Genomic DNA, 20,094 nt, shown 5'->3' with positions numbered 1-20,094 from the left:
CGTGGGAATAGGAACGACCGCACGCGCTTCCGGGCTCCCTCGACAGGGCGCCGGCTGGGGACCGCGGCGGGCCCACTATTGTGGACGAGCGAAGGCGACGGCGCAAAGACACGCGGCCAGATTGGCCGCTTCCGGGACGATTCCGGCGATTTTTCAGACAGTTGCGATTGCACCGGGGCCGGCGGAGTTCCCCGGGCGATGACGTTCCGCGCGCGATTGCCCCTCTCCCTCTACACTGGACCCCTGCCAGAAGGGGAGTTCCGGCGTGTCACCCAGCGCTTCACTGATCGACCGCATCGAGTCCTTGCCGAAGCGGGAGCTGTACTTCTTCGCCCTGTACCGCGTGCTGATCGCCGCGGTCATCGCCGCGCTCGTATTCAGCCCGCTGGCCAGCCTGGTCGGCGAGTCCACCCACCCGGCTCTGGCCGCGGTGGTCAGCGTGGCTTACCTGGGCGTGGCGGTGCTGATTCTGCTGGTGGGCCGCAACGAGCGCTGGCTGCGCCCCATCGTGGTGGGCAGCGTGGCCGTGGACATTCTCGCCACCGCCCTGCTGGCCCATGCCCTGCCCGGTGCGAGCGCCGGCCTTTCGATGGCCCTGCTGTTCAACATCGCCGCCGCCGCCACCCTGCTGCCGCTCTCGCTGGGCTTCAGCCTGGCCGTGGCCGCGGCCGTGGCCACCGCCGGCGAGTACCTCTGGAACCAACTGGAGAATGGCGACCCCAACCGCACCCTGGCCGAGCTGGCCATGTTCATCACCAGCTATCTGGCAGTGACGGTGGTCAGCTACCAGGTCGGCAACCGTGCCCGCCGCAACCAGCAGCTGGCCAACCAGCGTGGCGAGGAAGTGGCCAACCTGTTCGAGATCAACGAACTGATCATCCGCCGCATGCGCACCGGCGTGCTGGTGGTGGACGGCAGCAACCGCATTACCTTGGCCAACGAGGCGGCCAGCACCCTGATCGGCGACAACGAAGGCAACAGCGGCAGCGGCAAGCTCGAACTGGCCAGCGCCGCCCCCGACCTGCTGCGCCGCCTGCAGCGCTGGCGCAACGGCTGGAACAACGAGGAAACCCCGTTGCAGCTGTCCCCCGACCAGCCCGAGGTGCAGCCGCGCTTCGCCCGCCTGCTGGCCGGCAGCGACCTCACCCTGGTGTTTCTGGACGACTCCAGCGTGGTTTCGCGCCGCGCCGAATCGCTGACCCTTTCGGCCATGGGCCGGTTCTCGGCCAGCCTGGCGCATGAGATCCGCAACCCGCTGGCGGCGATCAACTACGCCGCGCAGCTGCTGGAAGAGTCCACTGTCATCACCGACACCGACCGCCGCCTGCTGCAGATCATCCACCAGCAGTGCCAGCGCACCAACGGCATTGTGGAGAGCGTGCTGGGCCTGGCCCGGCGCGAGCGGGCCAACCCGGAAAACCTGGACCTGGCCGCCTTCGTGCGCCGCTTCGTGTTGGACTACAAGCAGAGCCTCACCCTGGAAACCGACAGCGTGGAGCCGATCATCACCGAATCGTCGGTGCATGGCCTGGTGGACCCGCGCCACCTGCACCAGATTCTGACCGCCCTGGTGCACAACGCCCTCAAGTACGGCCGCACCGGCCAGGAGCCGGCGCGGGTGCGCCTGCGCGTGGCGCGCATGGAGCGCTCGGCGGTGATCGACGTGATGGACCGCGGCCCCGGCATTCCGGAAAAGGTGGCCAGCCAGCTGTTCCGCCCGTTCTTCACCACCTCCGAGCATGGCACCGGGCTGGGCCTGTACATCGCCCGCGAGCTGTGCCGGGCCAACCAGGCGCAGCTGGAGTACGTGGCCGTTCCCGCCGGCGGGGCCTGCTTCAGGCTGATCCTGCCCGGCCCGCACACCATGTTGCCGGAATGACACCTTGGTCTGTTCCAATCGTTAAAAGTGGTCAACAACTGTCAAACATTTGTCGTTAGTGACACTCCTCGGCTATCTTCACTCCCATGAACGAAAACCGCAGCGCCCTCGTTGTCGACGACGAACGCGACATCCGCGAACTGCTGGTGCTGACCCTGGGCCGCATGGGCCTGCGGATCAGCACGGCCGCCAATCTCGCCGAGGCCCGTGAGCTGCTGGCCAGCAACCCTTATGACCTGTGCATCACCGACATGCGGCTGCCCGACGGCAACGGCATCGAGCTGGTGACCGAGATTGCCCAGCACTACCCGCGTACCCCGGTGGCGATGATCACCGCCTTCGGCAGCATGGATCTGGCGGTGGAAGCGCTGAAGGCCGGTGCCTTCGACTTCGTCAGCAAGCCGGTGGACATTTCGGTGCTGCGGGGGCTGGTGAAGCACGCGCTGGAGTTGAACAACAGCGAGCGCCCCGCGCCGCCACCGCTGACCAGCGAGCAGACCACCCGCCTGCTGGGCGATTCGGCCGCGATGGACGCGCTGCGCACCACCATTGAAAAGGTCGCCCGCAGCCAGGCCCCCGTGTACATCCTGGGCGAATCGGGCGTGGGCAAGGAACTGGTGGCCCGCACCATCCACGCGCAGAGCGCGCGTGCCGCCGGCACCTTCGTGCCGGTGAACTGTGGTGCCATTCCGTCCGAACTGATGGAAAGCGAGTTCTTCGGCCACAAGAAGGGCAGCTTCAGCGGCGCGCACGCCGACAAGCCCGGCCTGTTCCAGGCCGCACATGGCGGCACCCTGTTCCTGGACGAAGTGGCCGAGCTGCCCCTGCAGATGCAGGTGAAGCTGCTGCGCGCCATCCAGGAGAAGTCGATCCGCCCTGTCGGTGCAGCCACCGAGATTCCGGTGGACGTGCGCATTCTGTCGGCCACCCATAAAGACCTGGGCCAGCTGGTGGATGAAGGCCGCTTCCGCCACGACCTGTATTACCGCATCAACGTGATCGAACTGCGCGTGCCGCCCCTGCGCGAACGCAGCAGCGACCTGCCGCAGCTGGCCGCCTCCATCCTGGCCCGCCTGGCCCGCACACACGGCCGCCCCACCCCGTTGCTGGCCCCTTCGGCGCTGGACGCCATGGGCCTGTACCACTTCCCCGGCAACGTGCGCGAGCTGGAAAACATTCTGGAGCGCGCCCTGGCCCTGGCCGAGGGCGACACCATCAGCGCCAGCGACCTGCGCTTACCCCAGCCCGGTGCCACGCGCCAGACCGGTGTGAACAGCGCGGCCGCGGTGCAGGAAGAAGCCGTGGTGGACTTACCCGCCGGCAACGGTGCGCTGCCCTCGTACATCGAGCAGATGGAGCGCACCGCGATCCAGAAGGCGCTGGAAGAGAATCGCTGGAACAAGACGCGGACTGCCGCGCAGCTCGGCATTACGTTCCGTGCGCTGCGTTACAAGCTTAAAAAGCTGGGAATGGATTGACCCCACGCTCGACACGTACCAACGATCGAACGCTCGACACGTACCAACGACCAAACGCTCCACACATACCAACGATCGAACGCTCCACACATACCAACGATCAAACGCTTCCGTAGAGCCACGCCCTGCGTGGCTTCGACCATGCCGGACCACCGCATTGACGGCAGGCGCGTCTCTAAACGATCAAACGCCCCCGTAGCGACACGCCATGCGTGTCGGCTCTCCGCGCACACCCCGACAACGCGCGCCCCCAACCAAACACCCCGCCAAAACCGACACCCGGTAGCGCCGGCCGTTGGCCGGCCCATGCGGCACCGAACCCCAAGCACACCAACGGTTCCAGCAGACTCAATCGAGTCGCCCCCAACGATTCGCACGCACTTCTATAGACAACCCAAACTCCGGACCTACGATCCGGCCATGACTACCAAAAAGACCCCCGTCAAGAACGCCGCCCGCAAGACCACCACTGTCAAGCGCACCCAATCCACAACCAGCAAATCGGCGAAGCCCGAACCGATCTTCTACCCGTATTTCAATACCATCGAGGAGGAACTGGAGTACATCTACGGCAGCATGACCCCGGAAGACTCGCTGAGAATTCTCTACAAGGCAGGGATTCTTACGCCATCCGGCCGTCTGAGCTCGAAGTTCAAATGATCGATGGTCATCTGATGGTCGGCTACCACGGGTGCGATGTGATCGTACGCGACGGGCTGGTATCGGGGCAGCTGCAACCCGAAGAGAGCAACAATCAATATGATTGGCTCGGGCCCGGGTTCTATATGTTCGAGAACGATGAAGAGCGCGCCCGAGCTTTCGCGGAATGCGCCGCGCATCAACCCCGAAGGCGACTCACAGCCCGCCCCATCGCTACCCCGGCAGTCGTCGGCTGCCTCTTCAGCGTGCAGCGCTGCCTCGACATGACAACCCGAGCAGGTCGACTTGAGTTTGAGGATGCGTACCTGCTCCTGCAAGGAGGCTTTTTGCAGAGCGGACGGATGCTCCCCATCAACGTTCCTGCCCCAGAACAGGATCAGGACGTTCTTCTGCGTGGACTGGATCGCACTGTGTTCGGATTCATCCACACCAGGCGAGAGGAAATGGGGACGAGGGGTACGCTACAAGCCGTTCGCGGCGCATTCCGCCAAGGCGTCGAGATAGCCCCCAGCTCCGGCTTTCATCGCGACAGTCACATTCAAATCGCACTGCGCGATTTCAGCTGCATAAAGGGCTGGTTCGTACCACCGGGGGAGCGCATGTTGAGTGCCGCCGAACTCACTGCGGCCAAAGAACGATTCGCCGCACTGTGCGCAGCCACACCCAAACCACGCAAGCGCGCATAGGCTCGATCACCCAAGGAACAGTCATGGCTACCAAGAAGCCAGCAGTAAAGACGAGCACCCGCAAGTGGGCCAAGGGAAGCCCACGTCGTCCCACCCGGGTAAAGCCGATCCTCGTACCTTACTTCAGAAGCACCGAAGAGCGACTCGCGTACCTCTACGGAAGCATGACGCCGGAAGACGACGTAAGGACGTTGTACGAAGCCGGAATCCTAACCCCCTCCGGCCGCTTGAGCTCCAAATTCAAAAATCGCCCGTAGCGACACGCCATGCGTGTCGGCTCTCCGCGCACACTCCGCCCGACGCGCATGGCGCGTCGCTACGCCTCCCCCTCCTCCCCATCCAGCACCTCCGCAACAACAATCCGCACCCCACGCCGCCGACCACCCCGCGCAGGCACAGCTTCAATCACCACCTCGCCATCTCGCGCACAAACCGCCTCGCTCTCCACAGTTCCAAAGAACACCTCCAGCGAACTCGGATAAGCAACATACGTAGGCATCAGCCATCTCCAAAGGGATGCGCATCAGCCTCACAGGCACAGCGCGCGGAACACAAAAGGTAACCGCGCCCACCACCCAGCGCGCACCGCCTCACCAAAACCTCGCCGCAGCCTAGCTTCGCCCCAACCCCACCCTACGCAATCACCCCAACCTGCGCGCTACGCAGTCATCCCACCCTACGCGTAGAGCCGGGCTTGCCCGGCTGCTCTTCCGCGGCCATCCAACACCCCCTCCCCACGCGCCATAAGCGCCAAAACCGACACACCACCCACCCCACCCAACACCCCAACCCAACAAACTTTCCAACACCAAAAACGACACACCCAACGCCCATAAGCACGGCACCCATCACACTTTTCCATGCATCCGGCCCACTTACGACACAAATCGTTTTGCATCGCCGCACACCGAAGCACACCGCAAAAAACAACCGCGCTCCGCTACCCTTGGATCTGTCGCATGGTGTGTCTCGGAGCGTAAGAACTCCTAGAGGAATTACATGTTGGACGACTTGTGTCGGGAGGGCGACGAAATAAAACACCCTCGCGGAAATACGTCGCGCCGGTTCCTCTGACGGTTCTTACCCTCCCGACTCTCCCGCCATCCCGGCGGGGCAGGTTCAACAGCGGAGACACACCATGAACGACGAAACAGAAGACTGGGACGACCTGACCGAAGAACAGAAAGAGTTTCGCCGACGCTTCTGGCGACCGCCCAAGAGCGTGATCGTGAACGCCCTGCACCACGACGGCCTGAAGACCTACCCCGGCTGCCCCACCGTTCCCTGCTTCAAAACACGGGGCCTGTGGATGCGAGACCTGGGCATCGACACCGGAATGCGGCTGTACCTGTACCCCGAATGGCGCGGCTTCCGCTTCCACGCGGACCCGCCACCGAAGGATCAGGAGGCGGTCAAGATCTACAGAAAAGTCCGGCGCTGGTAGGGCGCGACAGTGCGAACTGACAGCGCACATTGGAGAGGAAACGGGACAGTGGCGGCGCATGGTGCCGCCCCGTCGCAATGGACTGCCCGGCCAGGCCGTAGAGCCACGCCCTGCGTGGCTTCGACCAACCCCAACGCACAGACGGCCATCACCTAAAGAACGACGTGATTCCCGTCCTGATCAATCAACTCAAAATCCCCCGCCATCGACTTCACGAACTCAACTGAAAGCGCTCGAGCCTGATCCGCGTCGATACCGGCAATCTCCACATCACGACGAAGCAGTTCAGGCGCTTGAACCAAACAGCGATACTCAACTTCCCCTTGGACAGGAAACGGCTCAGAGATTCGAATTTTTATCGACCTGTCTCGACCTTCAGCACGCAACAAGCAAGATATGTTTACGAACCAGTCGCTCATCGATCACTCCTCTCTACGCCCGTAACGACCCGACATACCATCAAGACTGATATCAATAGCAGACCGGCAAACCACGGCAGAAGAAGCAGCCACCAGTATCTGGCCAAGAATGCAGCCGCCCAACAGAAGTAACCGCCAGCATCCGCGCTGCAAAGCCTTACCCAAACCGCAGCGTCGGGAAGCAGTAGTTCAAACAGTATCGCCGATGCACCGAGGCCGAGGATGAAAAAGCCCAACGCAATCAGCGCCACCCGCGATCCAACTGTCATGGCGATACACCGCCGCGATGCCTGACATCAATCAGAGCCGGCATCACTTTAACAGCCCCCCAATCAAGCTCTCACCCAGCGCAGCCGCCAAGTCCGACGGACTCATTCCCCAGTCGTTGATGGCAGACCGATTCGCGCCGTTCAAGATCAACCACTCAACGGCGTCTCTCGCCCCCTGCTCCACAGCGTTGTGCAAGGGCGTGCATCCATGCTCCCCGGGACTATCAAGGTCAGCTCCGACGGAAAGCAGCGTCTCCATTTCCACAATGCTCCCACGAGTAGCAGCCACGTTGATGGGCACATCTCCGAACAGGCTGATTTGATCGACATCAGCAAGCGTAATACCCGAGTACTCAGGAAGCTGGCCGTAGCCCTCCAACAGATCTGCGAGCAACATGATTGGCCTCAACTGGCTTCGCCCCGACCCAGCAGTGTGAAGTCGTGGCCGCTTTCGGTGCAATGAACCAGCCCGAACGCGTGCGCTTCAAGTAGAACGCCCTCCTTCAGATAGCTCCATTCCTCCGCAAGATAACACTGGGAGTAACGCCCAGTATCCAACACGGCAACCACACGGCCAACCGAACCGCCACCGAGATCCACGGCGTCACCGAGCAGCACCTCCTGACCATCCGCATACTTCACCGAGCGCCTCCCACTGGTTCACCGGTCGCCATCCGTTCCCCCGGCCTCATGGGCCTCTGTTAGTCAGAAACTCCAAGGCGTACTCGTTCCCCGCCTCGGCAGCTGCATTGATTAACTCCATGGCCCTGGCAACATCGCGCTCAATACCCTTACCGTGAAGCAATGCCAGCCCATACTCGTAGTGAGCGGATGCATACCCGCCCGCGGACGCCTCGGCAAAACACTCCGCAGCCGCCGCCTCATCCCGCTCAACACCCCAGTCGCCGAACAAGTAGTTCATTCCCATCTGAAAGATGGCGGGAAGGTAGCCCTTGGACGCCGACTCCTGGAGCAGGTAGAGAGAACTCTCCTCAGAATCATCGGCGACAAGGATGTGCGCGCGAAGGTACAGCGCCTCTGGATCACCGATGGCAAGATGGGGAGATAGCAGGGCCAAGGCGGCCTCAGACCCCACCTGTTCGTTAGCTTCCTCGAACTGCTCCGTGAGTTGGCTGGGCAATCCATTCATCGCCAGACCAACCATGCACCGGCTCCCACGATCTCGATGAAGCTCTTCTCCAGGTGCAACCTCAGCAGGCCCCGACTGGTGTCAAAGTGACCTCCGATGACGTTTCCGAACCGATGCTCCACATTCAGAGCGGCCATGTCCATCTTGCTGATGCAGGACGTAACCCCTTCGATCAGGATCGTGGCTGGCGCGCGATCAAGCATGCCCTCTGAAGTACGAACCTGCATATCCAGACGACACGTATTGGTCACAGGGGAGAACTCAATCGCCTCGAGGTGCGACCTGTCCAGATCCACTCCCTCAAGAGATTGAGGCTTCCCGGCAGCGTCTACCAGCATCGGAATCGCTGCCTGAGCTTCATACTCGGACGGGGCGCGCAGCTCGATGTCTTCCGCAACCGCCTCCAGCATTCCACCCACCAGGTGCATGCTCAGCCGTCGCTTGGATGCTTCTACGGAGCCGTCCTGCACATTGCCTGCCCACGCGTTGTCGGCCAACTCTGGGAAATCAAAGCGAGCGAAGAAAGAGTCCATCTCGCCAAGGGCGAAACGCGATGTCAGACGCGGCTTCCCTCTCTCCCAATCCCCGAGGCAAAGATCGATCTCACAGGATCGCCGAAGGACGGATACGGCAATGACGTGGACGATACCGTCATGGAAAACGACATCATCGAAGGCCTTCCCTGCAATCACGATTATTCCCCTTCATCCCTTCCCGAAACCTGCAGCCCATGTTTACGAGCCATGGTGATGAACGCAGGCTTCCCGGCCATCATCGTCAGCGCATTCTGATCCAGATGATTCATGCATTCAACGTCCGCACCTGCCGCGATCAACATCTCCGCCGCCTCCACTGATCCGTTCAGGATGGCGCTATGCAGCGGGGTAAGCTGAAGCTCTCCCTTGATGTTCAGGTCTCGAACAAAAGGCAGGAATGCTCCAAGCGTTTCAACATCGTTGTCGTAGGCTGCCACATGTACGGGTGCATCGCCCCAGGGGCAGGTACTTTCCGGCGAGGTCAGCTCGCAATCTTCAAACATTGCCATCTCGCGGAATGGCTGTAGCAGCTCATCCATGGTCTTCCTGGACTCCTCCTCCGTACTCATCCCCTCCCTGGTTCACACATGTATGGATCGATGTCGAGCGACGCATTCGCCACTGCCAACCTGTGCATCACTTCACGAGGAAGGTGCATGGCCGCCCTCTGCCCCCTGTCGCTCCACAGCCATAGATCAACCTGAGGTTCCCATAGGGCAAGCTCCTCCAGCCCAATTGCGTCAGCAGCCATGTCCAAAGCTTCGAGGATGGCGCCTACGACGTTCTCATCTGTGAACTCGGCCCTCGCGACTCTTGCCACCTCGATCGCGTCATAAGTAGCTGGATTGAACGCAATGACAAGAACTCGAACCTCGGGCGGCATGACCATTCCTCCGCTGTTAGCACGCTGATCGAAAGTGGTCATCGCCGCTGATCCTAAAGGCCATCAATAACCCGAACCAGATGACCGACGTCGTCAAAGCTGTAGAACTTCTCATCCCCTATCGCTCCGAGGCATTGACCTCCTGTAGAAGAGAGCCTGGAGACCCGCACGGTGGTTCCCGCCCGGGTTTTGTAAACGGAATATTCGCAGCCCGTCTTTGGCAATCCACAGTATGCAAGCGACTCTTTCCTGGCAACTTCGAGAAGAGCGAGTTCGGATTGAGAGTACTCCCTCGGCTCGACCCCACCGCACTCAACATCCTGCTGCGAACATGCGACCAACGGTACGAACAGAAGCGCAACCCGAATCAGTCCAATCAGTGATCCTTCCATGCGATTGCCCACATTTTCATTCAGGAATTTGAGGAAGAATTTCTTGGGCCAAGATCATGTCGATGCGCACGACAGTGCCAGCCTTTGGCCGCCTGCGAGCTGTTTAAGTCAAGCATGCGTCCAGTCGAAGTTCGCAATCTCAACGATCGCCATAAGCAGGAATACACCCGCGAGCGCCACCCATAGCGATACGTGAAGAAGGGCGAGAGCACCGGCCGGTCGCCATACCCCTCCGTTCCGCATAGCCAAATAGCAAGCCTGAATCGTACTCACCTGCACATCGACGTCCCTGTAGGGAAGGATGGGCAGCTTCGCGAGTGCTTCCTCGCCGGGTGTCTTCTGTGACTGACACCGAGCTACGAGAACGACAATTGATCGACTCAATATTGCCGCGAACAGGATGTAAACGACGTACGGAACCAATTCGAACATACGCTTACCGTTCACATCCGCAGTTGATGATCCGTGGTTGCCCATCGAAGCGGGACCGGCCATAAGGATAGGCATACAGAGATGCGTCCCATCCGCCTTGGCCGCTCCAGGACAAATCTGACCTTCCAGAACCAAGCACAAGCTCAGAGTAGCTTGCACCTCCGCCGGCCGCGAATCCACCACCATACAGTACCGCCGGGCCTGTCAGATTATTGGGGTCAACCTGCGACGCGCCGTCATCGAGCGTCACGTTGGACACTGTATAAGTAACCGGAGCCCCAAGACCGCCACCGCCCCAGAAGACGTCGAGGTCTACGACGGCCATCCTTCCGCCCACACACTCGGATGTCAGGTGGAAGTTGTAAAAAGCTAATGCCAATCCACCGCCACCGCCAGCGATGCCATGGGCATAGCCTTTCCACTTCACCAGACCAAGGGGATCGACGTAACGGAGTGGCGAAGACCCAACGTAGGAGTATGTGGAAGATCCGCCACGCAGGCCGATAGGATCACTTTGTGAATAGCGGCCCGTAGTCGCGTCGTACTCACGCTGATGGTTGTAGTACAACGCACTGGCCACGGTTGCCTGCTGCCCAGGGAAGCGCAACGCCAGCTCCATGGACGCCCCATTCCCGGCAGGGTCAATGTTTGGGGCCTGACTGCCGAACACCTCGCCCTTGCTACTCCACTCCCACAGGGAGGCACCTGTCGTCGGATCAATGAGCAAACGTGGAGCACCCAGGTGGTCTGACTGAATATACGCAAGTTTTGAAGTACCTTCGGGCTGCTCGCCAACGAGAGCCACAGGGATGCGATCCAACCAGATCACCTGCTGGGCCGCTTGACCGGAAGTACTGAAGTCTCCGAGCCATTGGCCGACCTCGTCGTAGGCCGAATAACGTTCGGGCGCTCCCGACGGCGACCGCCCAATTCGCTCGCCTCGATGATTGTAGACGTAGCTCTCTGCCACTGCCCCGCCTTGCTTCACCTGAGTCAGCCGGTTCGCATCGCTGTACACATACTCCCTTGAACCAATGTTCAGCGTGTTTCCCGTGGGATCGTAGGCGCGCGACTCGGCGTCAACAGCCGTGAGTCGATGACTGGCGGCTGGGTAGCTATACACATGGGTACCAGCATTGGTGGTCAGCTGGGTACGGTTTCCGGTCGCATCATAGCCATACGTCTCAATCGGCGTCCCAGTGGCCCCATCCTTCGTCTGCGTCAGCCTCCCCAGCGCGTCATAGCTGTACTGCGCCAGCACCTCCGTGCCATCGCCATTGGTCAGCTCCGTGATCTCACCGACCGGGTCATACCCATACCCCACCGACAACCCACCCGGTGCCGGGTCATGCACCGCAATGGTCCGGTAGTCCTGATCCACAGGTCGCTGCAGGGCCCGCCCATTCCCATACGTCCACCCCGTTGCCGGGCCAAACGGCGCATAGGTCACATTGGTCACAACAACCTGCCGGGGCTGCCCCGGGCGGGTGACACCCACCTCGCTGATGCGGCCCAGGCTGTCGCGCAGGTAGTCGGCCACAGTGCCGTCCGGGTAGGTCAGCGCGGCCAGCCGGCCGCCGGCGGTGTAGCCATAGCGCACGGTGGTGGCCACGCCATTGACCGTCTGCACCTTGCGGGTGAGTTGGCCGAAGCGGTCATGGCAGTACTGGGTGCTGCCGCCGGCATGGATCACCGTGCCCACCCTGCCCCGGCTGAACTGCTCGTTCGCCGCGCACACCGCCGGGGCGATGTCGTAGGTGTAGGCCACATCCAGTGTGGGGTCGGGGTAGCTGATGTGGGTGACGCGGTTCAGTGCGTCGTACTGGTAGGTGGCGGTAACACCACGGGCATCGGTGCGGGTGGCCATGTTGCCGGCCGCATCGTAGGTCATGGCGGTAACGCCGGTGTCCGGGCTGGTCTGGGTGATCACCTCGCCAAAGGCGTTGCGCGCGTAGAGCGTCTTCAGGCCCTTGGGGTCCGTGACCTCGATCAGGTAGTCCAGCGCGTCATAGCGGTACTGCACCTCCGCTTCGATGCCACCGACGTCCTGCAGGCTGCGCTTGAGGCGGTTGAGCGGGTCGTAATCACTGCGGCTCACCCGGCCCAGCGCGTCGGTCACCGTGGTGGCGTTGCCGTTGCTGTCGTAGGTGTAATCGGTGGGATTGGCGGATGCGTCGGCCTGGGTCACCAGCTCACCCAAGGTGTTGTACAGGCGGCTCAGGGTGCGCTTCAGGGCACCGCCCGGGTCACGGGTGTTCTCGGCCACGCGGTTGCCGGCGTTATCCAGCACGTACTGGATGTGGTTGCCAGTGTTGTCGCTGACCTCAACCAAGCGGTGCGCACTGTCATAGCGATGGCTGATGAAACTGCCATCGGGTTCCACGACGCGCTTGGTCAGGCCGGTGGGCCAGTACTCGATCTGGGTCAGCCGGTCATGTGCCGCCGAGGCACCGTGCACGCGCCGGCTGGCCAGCCAGCCGCGCGGGTGGTAGGTGAGGCTGGTCAGCACGCCATTGGCGTCTTTCTGCTGGGTTACCCGGCCGGCATTGTCGTAGGCCAAGTACTCCGCGGTGTGGCCCAGCGCGTTGGAAACCTTCCACAGGTCTCCCTTGCGGTGGGTGCACGCCGCACCCGGCGTTGCGCAGGCAATATCGTCAGTGGGGTAGTAGATGTAGGTGGTGGGCAGCGTGCCGCCCGGGGCTACTTCTGCCTTTACCAAGCCCACCCACGGGCAGGTGCCGGCCGTGACGTCGGCCTGTTCGCAGTAACTGGTGGTGGCGGTGCGCGACTGGCCGGTGACCGGGTCGGTTTCGGTGGAGGAAAGTGCTTGGCCGCGGGTGTTGTAGGCCCACTGCGTCTTGTTGCGAAGCGTCCCGGCAGCGTCGCTTACTCGCTGTTCCAGCGGAACGTTCAGCGCGGCATCCCAGTCGGTGGCGGTGGTGCGCTGGTCGGGAGTACCTACGGCATCGGACGTTGAGGTGAGCTGCGCCCCGGTGTAGCTGGAGATGCTGCGTGCACCACGCCGATCCACCCGGCTCAGAATGCGCCCGGAAGCGTCGTGCGTCGTGGCCAGCGCCCCCCTTGAGTCCGCCACGCTTAACGGAGACCGATAGAAGTCGCTCGCGAACACGTACGATCGGATTTCACCCAGGCGGGTTTTGACCGTAGCGTGTTGATCATCCTGATAAGACAGGTAGGTGCCATCCACACGCTGGTTGTCGGCATGCAGCACGCTGGAGACAACCCGGCCCCATTGATCGTAACTGAAGCTTGCGTAGCGCAGTCCGTCCTCGGCGGTGATGCCGGTCAGCAAGTACGGCCCGCTGCCCTGCTCACCATAGTGATACTGCTTGACCTGGCCGTTGCCATAATCGACCGCAACCAGATTGCCGATGGCGTCCTGCTCGTAGGACACAAGCTCACCGTCGGGCAGCTCGATGGCCACCAGGCGCGCGTCGTCATAGTGGAACTGAATGGAGCGGCCCGACTTGTCTGTCACGCGCGAAATCAGCTGTGTGCTGGCGGTGCCGCCTATCAGCACCGGCTGGTAGGTGATGGAAACGTCGCTGGCGGGATTGCTCAGGTTCTGGATGGCGATCAGCCGGCCGTTTCCATCGAAACTGCGGATCTCCCCACTGGCACTCTTCAGTTCGTACAACGCATCGGAGATACGGTTCAGAACCGCGCCGCCAGACTTGTCCACCGCGAAGCTACCGGAGGGCAGCTGGTGAAGCTTGGCGTAGTAGCCGTCATCGGTTATCAGGTAGCGGCTGGAGAACTCCAGACGGCTGCTGTAGGTAAAAGTCCAGCCCGCCGGGAAGGCGCGCTCCAGCACCACCTGCCGCAGCGAATGGTAGTAGCGGGTAAAGCTGCCGCCAGCGAAGGCGAAATCAGGTTCGACGCGGGATTTGTCGCCGTTGTCTGGATGACAGGGGTTGCAGTTGGCGGAGGCGGAGTCAGTCTGCCGGATTTTGCGGACGGTTATGTAGGGGATGGACCTGTTCGGCCTGCAGAGCCGCGCTATCTCTGGAGTCGTCGAATTGACACCAGAGAAGGCGAGCGGACAGTCATAAGTCTGAAACTTCGCAACCTGTATGGATCTGTGATCCGGCGGGACATTACCCCATCCAGTGCAGTAGATGTCCCACTCGAGCCTTTTATAGGGGGCCGAATAGTTCACGTAACCCGACGTACCCGGAGTATTGGGATTGTGCCAAGTTGGGGTCGGGCCGTAGTCACCCACAACTTCAATGTTGGTGAAGGTGCATTGCTGAGTGTTTACCAGGAACTTTGCCTTGTACTGCTCAATACCCACAACATCTGAGTAGCATAGAAGGGGGAAATAGGGGTCACTCTCGGACACCATACCCGGGCAGTATGGACTGGAATTTTGCTGGCCTGCAATCTGATAAACGGCCGGATAGAGCAATCTCGGAGGTCGATTGTCGACTGCGTATTCGATCTTAAGCCCATCCTCCCCACTTGGAATGGTGCGACTCTGCCGCATCATGCCACTGTAGTGTGGCGTCGCAGCGTTCATCTCCGCTTCGGCCTCTGCCATGCTTTTGAAGCATCCGCCGGTGGAGACGCAGTAATCCGTAGCCACAGGCGGATTGTTCGGCGGAAGGTCGGCGGCAAACAGCTCACCACAAGCGTGTAGCTGGATGAAAGCAAGGAGCCATACACGATTTTTGACCATCAGACGAAATTTGCATCCAACGCTCCGTGTGCATGTGACCAGTTCACTCATTTGTTCTTCCCTGTTCCCCGCGACATAAGCCGCACCATAGAGTCGCATCAATCTCCCTCCGGACCTACGTCCCCTTTACCACTCGTCGCGACACCCATGTCGAAGCGAGTGCCAGCAAGAGCAGTAAGGGCAGCAATAGAATCCACCAGTAGTTGGCCAAGAATGCCGCAACACCGCAAAGCTTGCCGCCACGCTCCGTGCTGCATCGCAGAACCCATTCGACTACATGCGGCAACAGCACCCATGTGCAGACACCCAGAATGCCGCACGCAACTGCGAAGAACGCAATGGAGGTAAGAATTCGTGGAGCCGACCCGTTCATTAGTAGACCCCATTGCCAATGAAGCGCTTGCCCCTTGCCTTTGCCCTGGAGATCAATGAATCCCAAGGGATCTCACAGCGATCACACTCCTCACCGACACCTCGATTCCGCTGCGCCACCCTTTGGCGGAATGCCGAGATGATCTGTCTTGCCGTTGCTTCATCGTAAGAACTTCCACCGTAGTGATCACCTGTCGACCAACCTCGGGAGATGAACAGCGACTTGAGTTCAGAATCGAATGCACGGCAAGCACATTTATTCAGGGCATCAACATCCCCAGTCGGCCGCTCAAACTCAACCTGCTTACGTCGAACCTTTCCAACATACGGAATCCTTTGGAAGCCACGATCGAGATGGCCAATTGGCGAATCTCCAAGCACACAAGCCTGGTGGAAATCAAACCGAAAGCGCCATTGCCCGTTGTAAAGCTCGTATGCGTAGATCGAGAACAGTCCTTGCGGATCTACAGATGTAATCGGCGACTGATCAACGTATGAATAGGTCGTCATTCCCGCATCAATTCCGAGCGGATCGCTCTGCGAGTATCGGCCAGTGACCGCGTCGTACTCTCGTTGATAGTTATAGATGAGCCCACTCGCCCCATTGGCTTGCTGACCTGGGAATCTAAGGGCAGTTTGGAATAGGCGGCCATCGCCGTCAGGATCCTCGGTGGGCGCTTGGCTGCCAAAGGCCTCACCCTTGCTGCTCCACTCCCAAATGAGCACGTCTCGAACGGGGTCAATCACCGAACGGGGAGTTCCCAGGTGATCCGGCTGCATGTAGGAGGCGTCCGCCGAACCAGCCGGGGGCGCGCTAAGCAGGGCAATAGGGAAGTTATCCATCCATATGTACTGTTGCCAAGCCTCACCCGTGCTCGTGTAGTCGCCAATCCATTGCCCTGTTTCATCATAGAGGGTGTAGCGCGCCCCTCCTGCCGCAGGCGAGCGTTCAATGCGCTCGCCCCTATGGTTGTATACATAGTCCTCCGCCACTACCCCGGCCTGCACGACGCGGCTCATGCGATTCGCATCACCGTACTCGAACTCCTGATCACCTATGCTCAGGGTGTTGCCAGCCGCATCATACTCGCGTCCCTCGCCGCCTACTGTCGTCAGTCGATGGCTGTCCACTTCGTACGTGTATTGCTGCGTTACAGAATTCGTGGTCAGCTGAGTACGGTTTCCAGTCGCATCGTAGCTATACGTCTCAATCGGCGTCCCAGTAGCCCCATCCTTCGTCTGCGTCAGCCTCCCAAGCGCGTCATAGCTGTACTGCGCCAGCACCTCCGTGCCATCGCCATTGGTCAGCTCAGTAATCCCACCCACCGCATCATACCCATACCCCACCGACAACCCGCCCGGTGCCGGGTCGTGCACCGCAATGGTCCGGTAGTCCTGATCCACAGGCCGCTGCAGGGTCCGCCCATTCCCATACGTCCAGCCCGTCGCTGGGCCAAATGGCGCATAGGTCACATCGGTCACCACCACCTGCCGGGCCTGCCCGGGGCGGGTGACGCCCACCTCGCTGATTCGGCCCAGGCTGTCGCGCAGGTAGTCGGCCACGGTGCCGTCCGGGTAGGTCAGCGCGGCCAGCCGGCCGCCGGCGGTGTAGCCATAGCGCACGGTGGTGGCCACGCCATTGACCGTCTGCACCTTGCGGGTGAGTTGGCCGAAGCGGTCATGGCAGTACTGGGTGCTGCCGCCGGCATGGATCACCGTGCCCACCCTGCCCCGGCTGAACTGCTCGTTCGCCGCGCACACGGCCGGGGCGATGTCGTAGGTGTACGCCACTTCCAGCGTGGGATCCGGATAGCGGATGTGGGTGACGCGGCCCAGTACGTCGTACTGGTAGGTGGCGGTGACGCCACGCGCGTCGGTGCGGGTGGTGCGGTTGCCGGCGGCGTCCACCCTGAAGGTGGTGGTGCCGGTGTCCGGACTCACCTGCTGCAGCAGGTCACCGAAGCCGTTGTAGGCGTAGGTGGTGGGCAGCTGCTTGGGGTCGATGACCTGGGTCTGGTTGTCGTCGCTGTCATAGGCCATTGCGACGGTGGCGGCGATACCGCCTTCGTCGTCCACCTGACGGGTCAGGCGGCCGAAGGCATCATGCTCGCGGCGTGAGACACGGCCGAGCGCGTCGATCACCGAGTTCAAGTTGCCTTCGGCGTCGTAGGTGAAGTCGGTGGGGTTGGCGAGGCCATCGGCCGAGGTCACCAACTGGCTCAGGCGGTTGTACACGCGTGACAGCGTGCGCTTCACCTCACCGCCGGCCCCCTTGTACTCCTCCTGCACCCGGTTACCGGCCGCATCCAGCGTGTACTCGATGCGGTTGCCTGCGCCATCGCCGATGGCAGTGAGGCGCTGAGCGGCATCGTAGGTATAGGTGACCACGGTGCCATCCGGGGCAGTGGCCTTGCTGAGCTGACCGGTGGGCAGGTACTCCATGGTGGTAACGCGGTCGTCGGTGCCGGAGGCATCGTCGTCGCCACGCACCGTGGCCGAGGCCATCCAGCCGCGCGGGGTGTACTGGTACTCGGTGACCACGCCATTGGTGTCCATCACCATGTGCGGGCGCCCGGCACCGTCATAGGCCAGCACCTCGGTCACGTGACCCAGGGGCTGGATGGTCTTCCAGAGGTCGCCCTTGCGGTAGGTGCAGGCGGCGTCGCTGGTGGCGCAGCCGGGGGCGTCCTCGGGGTAATAGGTGTAGCGCACGGTGTCGTCCGTGCCTGGCATTGGGCCGTCAGTGGAAAGCAGGAGGCCGAGGACTGGGCAGCCGGCTTGGACGTTTACGGCTTCGCAGTAGGTGTGGGTGGTGGTGCGGCTTTCGCCGGCGGGGGTTTGGGTGGTTTCCTGGGTGATCTGGCCGCGGGAGTTTCGCAGCCATGTGACTGTGCGGGCCGGGCTGACCTGCTTCACGATCTGGTTGGTGTCGCGTTGCTTCCAGACTTCAGTGGTGCGAGCTTCGGGGCGGTTGCTGGCTTCGGTTTTGCGCTTGATGGAAACCGCGCCGTACACGGGGTCCGTCAGGGTCTGATAAGCGTAGGTGTCCACGCTGCCGGAGCGGTTCGTGTGCGATTTCACGCGTCGACGAACGTCGCTACCGGTGCCGGTACGGGGCGCATATATCCATGACTCCGTGCCGGCCTCTGTGGTGATGGAGGCGATCTTGCGGTACGGCTCTGCGGCGGTGAAGGTCACCGTTTCCACCGCGCCAAGAGCATTGGTGTGGGTGGTGCTGCCGTCGGCCTGGTAGTTAAACGTCGCCTTCTGGGCCGCGCCCGCATGCTCGGAAGAGATGGCCAGGCCATCGTCATTGTAGGCGTAGGTCGCGTAGCGGCTGCCGGATTCGTCTTCGATGCCGGTGAGGGCGAAAGGGTAGACCGGGTGTTCGTACAGGTAGCGGCGCGAGGTGCCGTTTCGGTAGGTAGCGCCTTGCAGGCGGAACTGGTCGTCGTAGGCGTATGTGACGAGGGGACCGTCCAAGTCCTTGATGTAGGTCAGCTCGGACTCACCGAGGGCCGAGGCGTTGTCGTAACCAAAGTCGACGCTTCTGCCGCTGGAGTGAACCACTCGGGAGATGCGCTGTTTGCCGTCGAACTCGATGTTCAAGGTGTCCCCAGCGTAGCGTTCGATGCTTGATAGGCGGCCGCTGGCGTTAAACCGGTAGCGGCCGTCTTCCTGGTAGAGATCGTATTCACCCCCACCTGCGCTCCGAAGAGTGGCACCAGAGCCGTCCATGGCCTCGCCGCTTGCGAAGCGCAGCAGGCTGCCGCTGGGGTACGCCACCACGGAGTAGGATGTGCTCGCGCCGTACAGCCGCATACCTAGGCTGTGCGACCAATAGCGACCCATGCCGCCCTGCATCTGGTACGAGGAATTCATTGTTCGATAAAAATCCAACCACCCCAGCGAGAAGTCGTTCTCGCGTTGGATTTTGCTGCCGCTTACGACGCTTACCGGGTTACCACGCAGGTCGCATTGGTCGCAGGGAATGGTGGTCGACCAGATGGACACGATGGACTGCGCCACGCATTCAGTGCCGTTCCAGGCCATGTAGGCGGCACATTCCACGCTACGCTGCTTCCAATGCTGGACCGTCCAAACAGGACTGCATCGATTCTGATTCGTCGCAACCATCCGCAAGATGCGGTCGTACAGTCTTGGAAGACCTAGCGCGCTACCGAACAACTTCCAGTCTCGTTCAATCTCGATGGATTGAAACCCACACTCGGGATACTTCAACTGAAAGTTCGCCAAGGTAATTGCAGCAGCTGCCTCTGCTGAAGATACAGGTGCAGGATCCACACCGTTCCCGTAGTAGTGCCACTCACCCGTCTCCGGAGGACGGGGGCGCGCCATGTATCGATAGATGACGCGATTGTCGCCAGAGGAGACTGATACCGACTGAATGACTTCCGCACGAATGTACTTTCCACCCAGCGCCCTGACGGCAGCCAAAGCCGCCGGCTCACTTGGAAAAGTCCTGTCGGAGAAGGGCTCTGCGGTCCAAACCTGAGGAGCTTGGGCCATGGCGGTCATGTTGACCGCTAGGATGCCAATCAGCAGGACCAATATGCGCGCCCCTACTGAGAGAGGCGCGAGCTTCCGCACCGAAACTACCCCTGCCAGACCGTCCTCGAAACCATCCGCCGCTGCAGATCGCATACCTAAATCCCTTTAGTGCGGCGGGGTCCCGGTGCCGCGTTCCGTTACGTGTTGGCCCACGCTCGCGCGAATGATGCCACGTGCGAGGCGCCGGATATGGAACGACCCTCACAGAACACCAGGTCGGGCG

General features: G+C 61.4%; 14 protein-coding genes. 5 read left to right on the top strand and 9 right to left on the bottom strand.

Going from position 1 to position 20,094, the window contains the following annotated elements; translation table 11 throughout:
- The first annotated feature begins 265 nt into the window (after positions 1-265).
- The 5 genes from RT551_RS02085 (at position 266) to RT551_RS02065 (ending at position 6,147) form a co-directional block, all read left to right on the top strand.
- Entirely contained in the window at positions 266-1,879 is a 1,614-nt protein-coding gene (locus RT551_RS02085; protein WP_313455375.1) for a HAMP domain-containing sensor histidine kinase, read from the top strand.
- An 86-nt stretch (positions 1,880-1,965) separates the two neighbouring features.
- Positions 1,966-3,357 carry a sigma-54 dependent transcriptional regulator gene (locus RT551_RS02080; protein WP_313455373.1) on the top strand — a complete coding sequence of 464 codons (1,392 nt, stop codon included), beginning with the start codon at positions 1,966-1,968 and terminating at the stop codon, positions 3,355-3,357.
- Between the two features lie 420 nt (positions 3,358-3,777).
- A complete protein-coding gene (locus RT551_RS02075) occupies positions 3,778-4,017 on the top strand; it encodes a hypothetical protein (RefSeq protein ID WP_313455372.1) in 240 nt (79 codons plus the stop codon).
- The gene (locus RT551_RS02070; RefSeq protein WP_313455371.1) at positions 4,014-4,703 is read left to right on the top strand and encodes a hypothetical protein; all 690 of its coding nucleotides are present in this window, start codon (positions 4,014-4,016) and stop codon (positions 4,701-4,703) included. Before RT551_RS02075 ends, RT551_RS02070 begins: the two co-directional genes overlap by 4 nt.
- A 1,138-nt stretch (positions 4,704-5,841) precedes the next feature.
- Complete coding sequence (locus RT551_RS02065; protein ID WP_313455370.1) at positions 5,842-6,147, top strand: hypothetical protein; 306 nt, start codon at positions 5,842-5,844, stop codon at positions 6,145-6,147.
- A 152-nt stretch (positions 6,148-6,299) separates the two neighbouring features.
- Here RT551_RS02065 and RT551_RS02060 read toward each other — a convergent pair whose 3' ends face one another.
- From RT551_RS02060 to RT551_RS02020, 9 genes are all read right to left on the bottom strand, one after another.
- Positions 6,300-6,566, bottom strand: coding sequence for a hypothetical protein (locus RT551_RS02060; protein WP_313455369.1), 267 nt, complete (start codon positions 6,564-6,566; stop codon positions 6,300-6,302).
- 312 nt (positions 6,567-6,878) lie between these two features.
- Entirely contained in the window at positions 6,879-7,232 is a 354-nt protein-coding gene (locus tag RT551_RS02055; RefSeq protein ID WP_313455367.1) for an ankyrin repeat domain-containing protein, read from the bottom strand.
- A gap of 8 nt (positions 7,233-7,240) precedes the next feature.
- Positions 7,241-7,477 carry a hypothetical protein gene (locus RT551_RS02050; RefSeq protein WP_313455366.1) on the bottom strand — a complete coding sequence of 79 codons (237 nt, stop codon included), beginning with the start codon at positions 7,475-7,477 and terminating at the stop codon, positions 7,241-7,243.
- A 46-nt stretch (positions 7,478-7,523) separates the two neighbouring features.
- Positions 7,524-8,000 (bottom strand): hypothetical protein, encoded by a 477-nt coding sequence (locus RT551_RS02045; RefSeq protein WP_313455364.1) that lies wholly within the window; start codon positions 7,998-8,000, stop codon positions 7,524-7,526.
- Positions 7,982-8,677, bottom strand: a complete 696-nt coding sequence (locus RT551_RS02040) for a hypothetical protein (protein WP_313455362.1) — start codon at positions 8,675-8,677, stop codon at positions 7,982-7,984. The genes RT551_RS02045 and RT551_RS02040 overlap by 19 nt, the downstream gene beginning before the upstream one ends.
- A gap of 2 nt (positions 8,678-8,679) precedes the next feature.
- Positions 8,680-9,060, bottom strand: a complete 381-nt coding sequence (locus tag RT551_RS02035; RefSeq protein WP_313455361.1) for an ankyrin repeat domain-containing protein — start codon at positions 9,058-9,060, stop codon at positions 8,680-8,682.
- A gap of 26 nt (positions 9,061-9,086) precedes the next feature.
- Positions 9,087-9,446, bottom strand: a complete 360-nt coding sequence (locus RT551_RS02030) for a hypothetical protein (protein ID WP_313455359.1) — start codon at positions 9,444-9,446, stop codon at positions 9,087-9,089.
- Between the two features lie 786 nt (positions 9,447-10,232).
- Positions 10,233-14,978: an RHS repeat-associated core domain-containing protein gene (locus tag RT551_RS02025; protein ID WP_313455357.1), complete on the bottom strand. Its 4,746-nt coding sequence runs from the start codon at positions 14,976-14,978 to the stop codon at positions 10,233-10,235.
- 321 nt (positions 14,979-15,299) lie between these two features.
- Entirely contained in the window at positions 15,300-19,871 is a 4,572-nt protein-coding gene (locus RT551_RS02020) for an RHS repeat-associated core domain-containing protein (protein WP_313455356.1), read from the bottom strand.
- Positions 19,872-20,094 lie beyond the last annotated feature (223 nt).

Source organism: Stenotrophomonas sp., assembly GCF_032103445.1.
Classification (GTDB): domain Bacteria; phylum Pseudomonadota; class Gammaproteobacteria; order Xanthomonadales; family Xanthomonadaceae; genus Stenotrophomonas.
This window is presented reverse-complemented; position numbering and strand designations above follow the sequence as displayed.

Bases quoted from the DNA above. Each gene is read 5' to 3' on its own strand.
- RT551_RS02080 (WP_313455373.1), top strand. From the start codon at position 1,966: ATGAACGAAAACCGCAGCGCCCTCGTTGTCGACGACGAACGCGACATC.
- RT551_RS02070 (WP_313455371.1), top strand. From the start codon at position 4,014: ATGATCGATGGTCATCTGATGGTCGGCTACCACGGGTGCGATGTGATC.
- RT551_RS02075 (WP_313455372.1), top strand. From the start codon at position 3,778: ATGACTACCAAAAAGACCCCCGTCAAGAACGCCGCCCGCAAGACCACC.
- RT551_RS02025 (WP_313455357.1), bottom strand. From the start codon at position 14,978: ATGAGTGAACTGGTCACATGCACACGGAGCGTTGGATGCAAATTTCGT.
- RT551_RS02035 (WP_313455361.1), bottom strand. From the start codon at position 9,060: ATGGATGAGCTGCTACAGCCATTCCGCGAGATGGCAATGTTTGAAGAT.
- RT551_RS02060 (WP_313455369.1), bottom strand. From the start codon at position 6,566: ATGAGCGACTGGTTCGTAAACATATCTTGCTTGTTGCGTGCTGAAGGT.
- RT551_RS02055 (WP_313455367.1), bottom strand. From the start codon at position 7,232: ATGTTGCTCGCAGATCTGTTGGAGGGCTACGGCCAGCTTCCTGAGTAC.
- RT551_RS02065 (WP_313455370.1), top strand. From the start codon at position 5,842: ATGAACGACGAAACAGAAGACTGGGACGACCTGACCGAAGAACAGAAA.
- RT551_RS02030 (WP_313455359.1), bottom strand. From the start codon at position 9,446: ATGACCACTTTCGATCAGCGTGCTAACAGCGGAGGAATGGTCATGCCG.
- RT551_RS02045 (WP_313455364.1), bottom strand. From the start codon at position 8,000: ATGGTTGGTCTGGCGATGAATGGATTGCCCAGCCAACTCACGGAGCAG.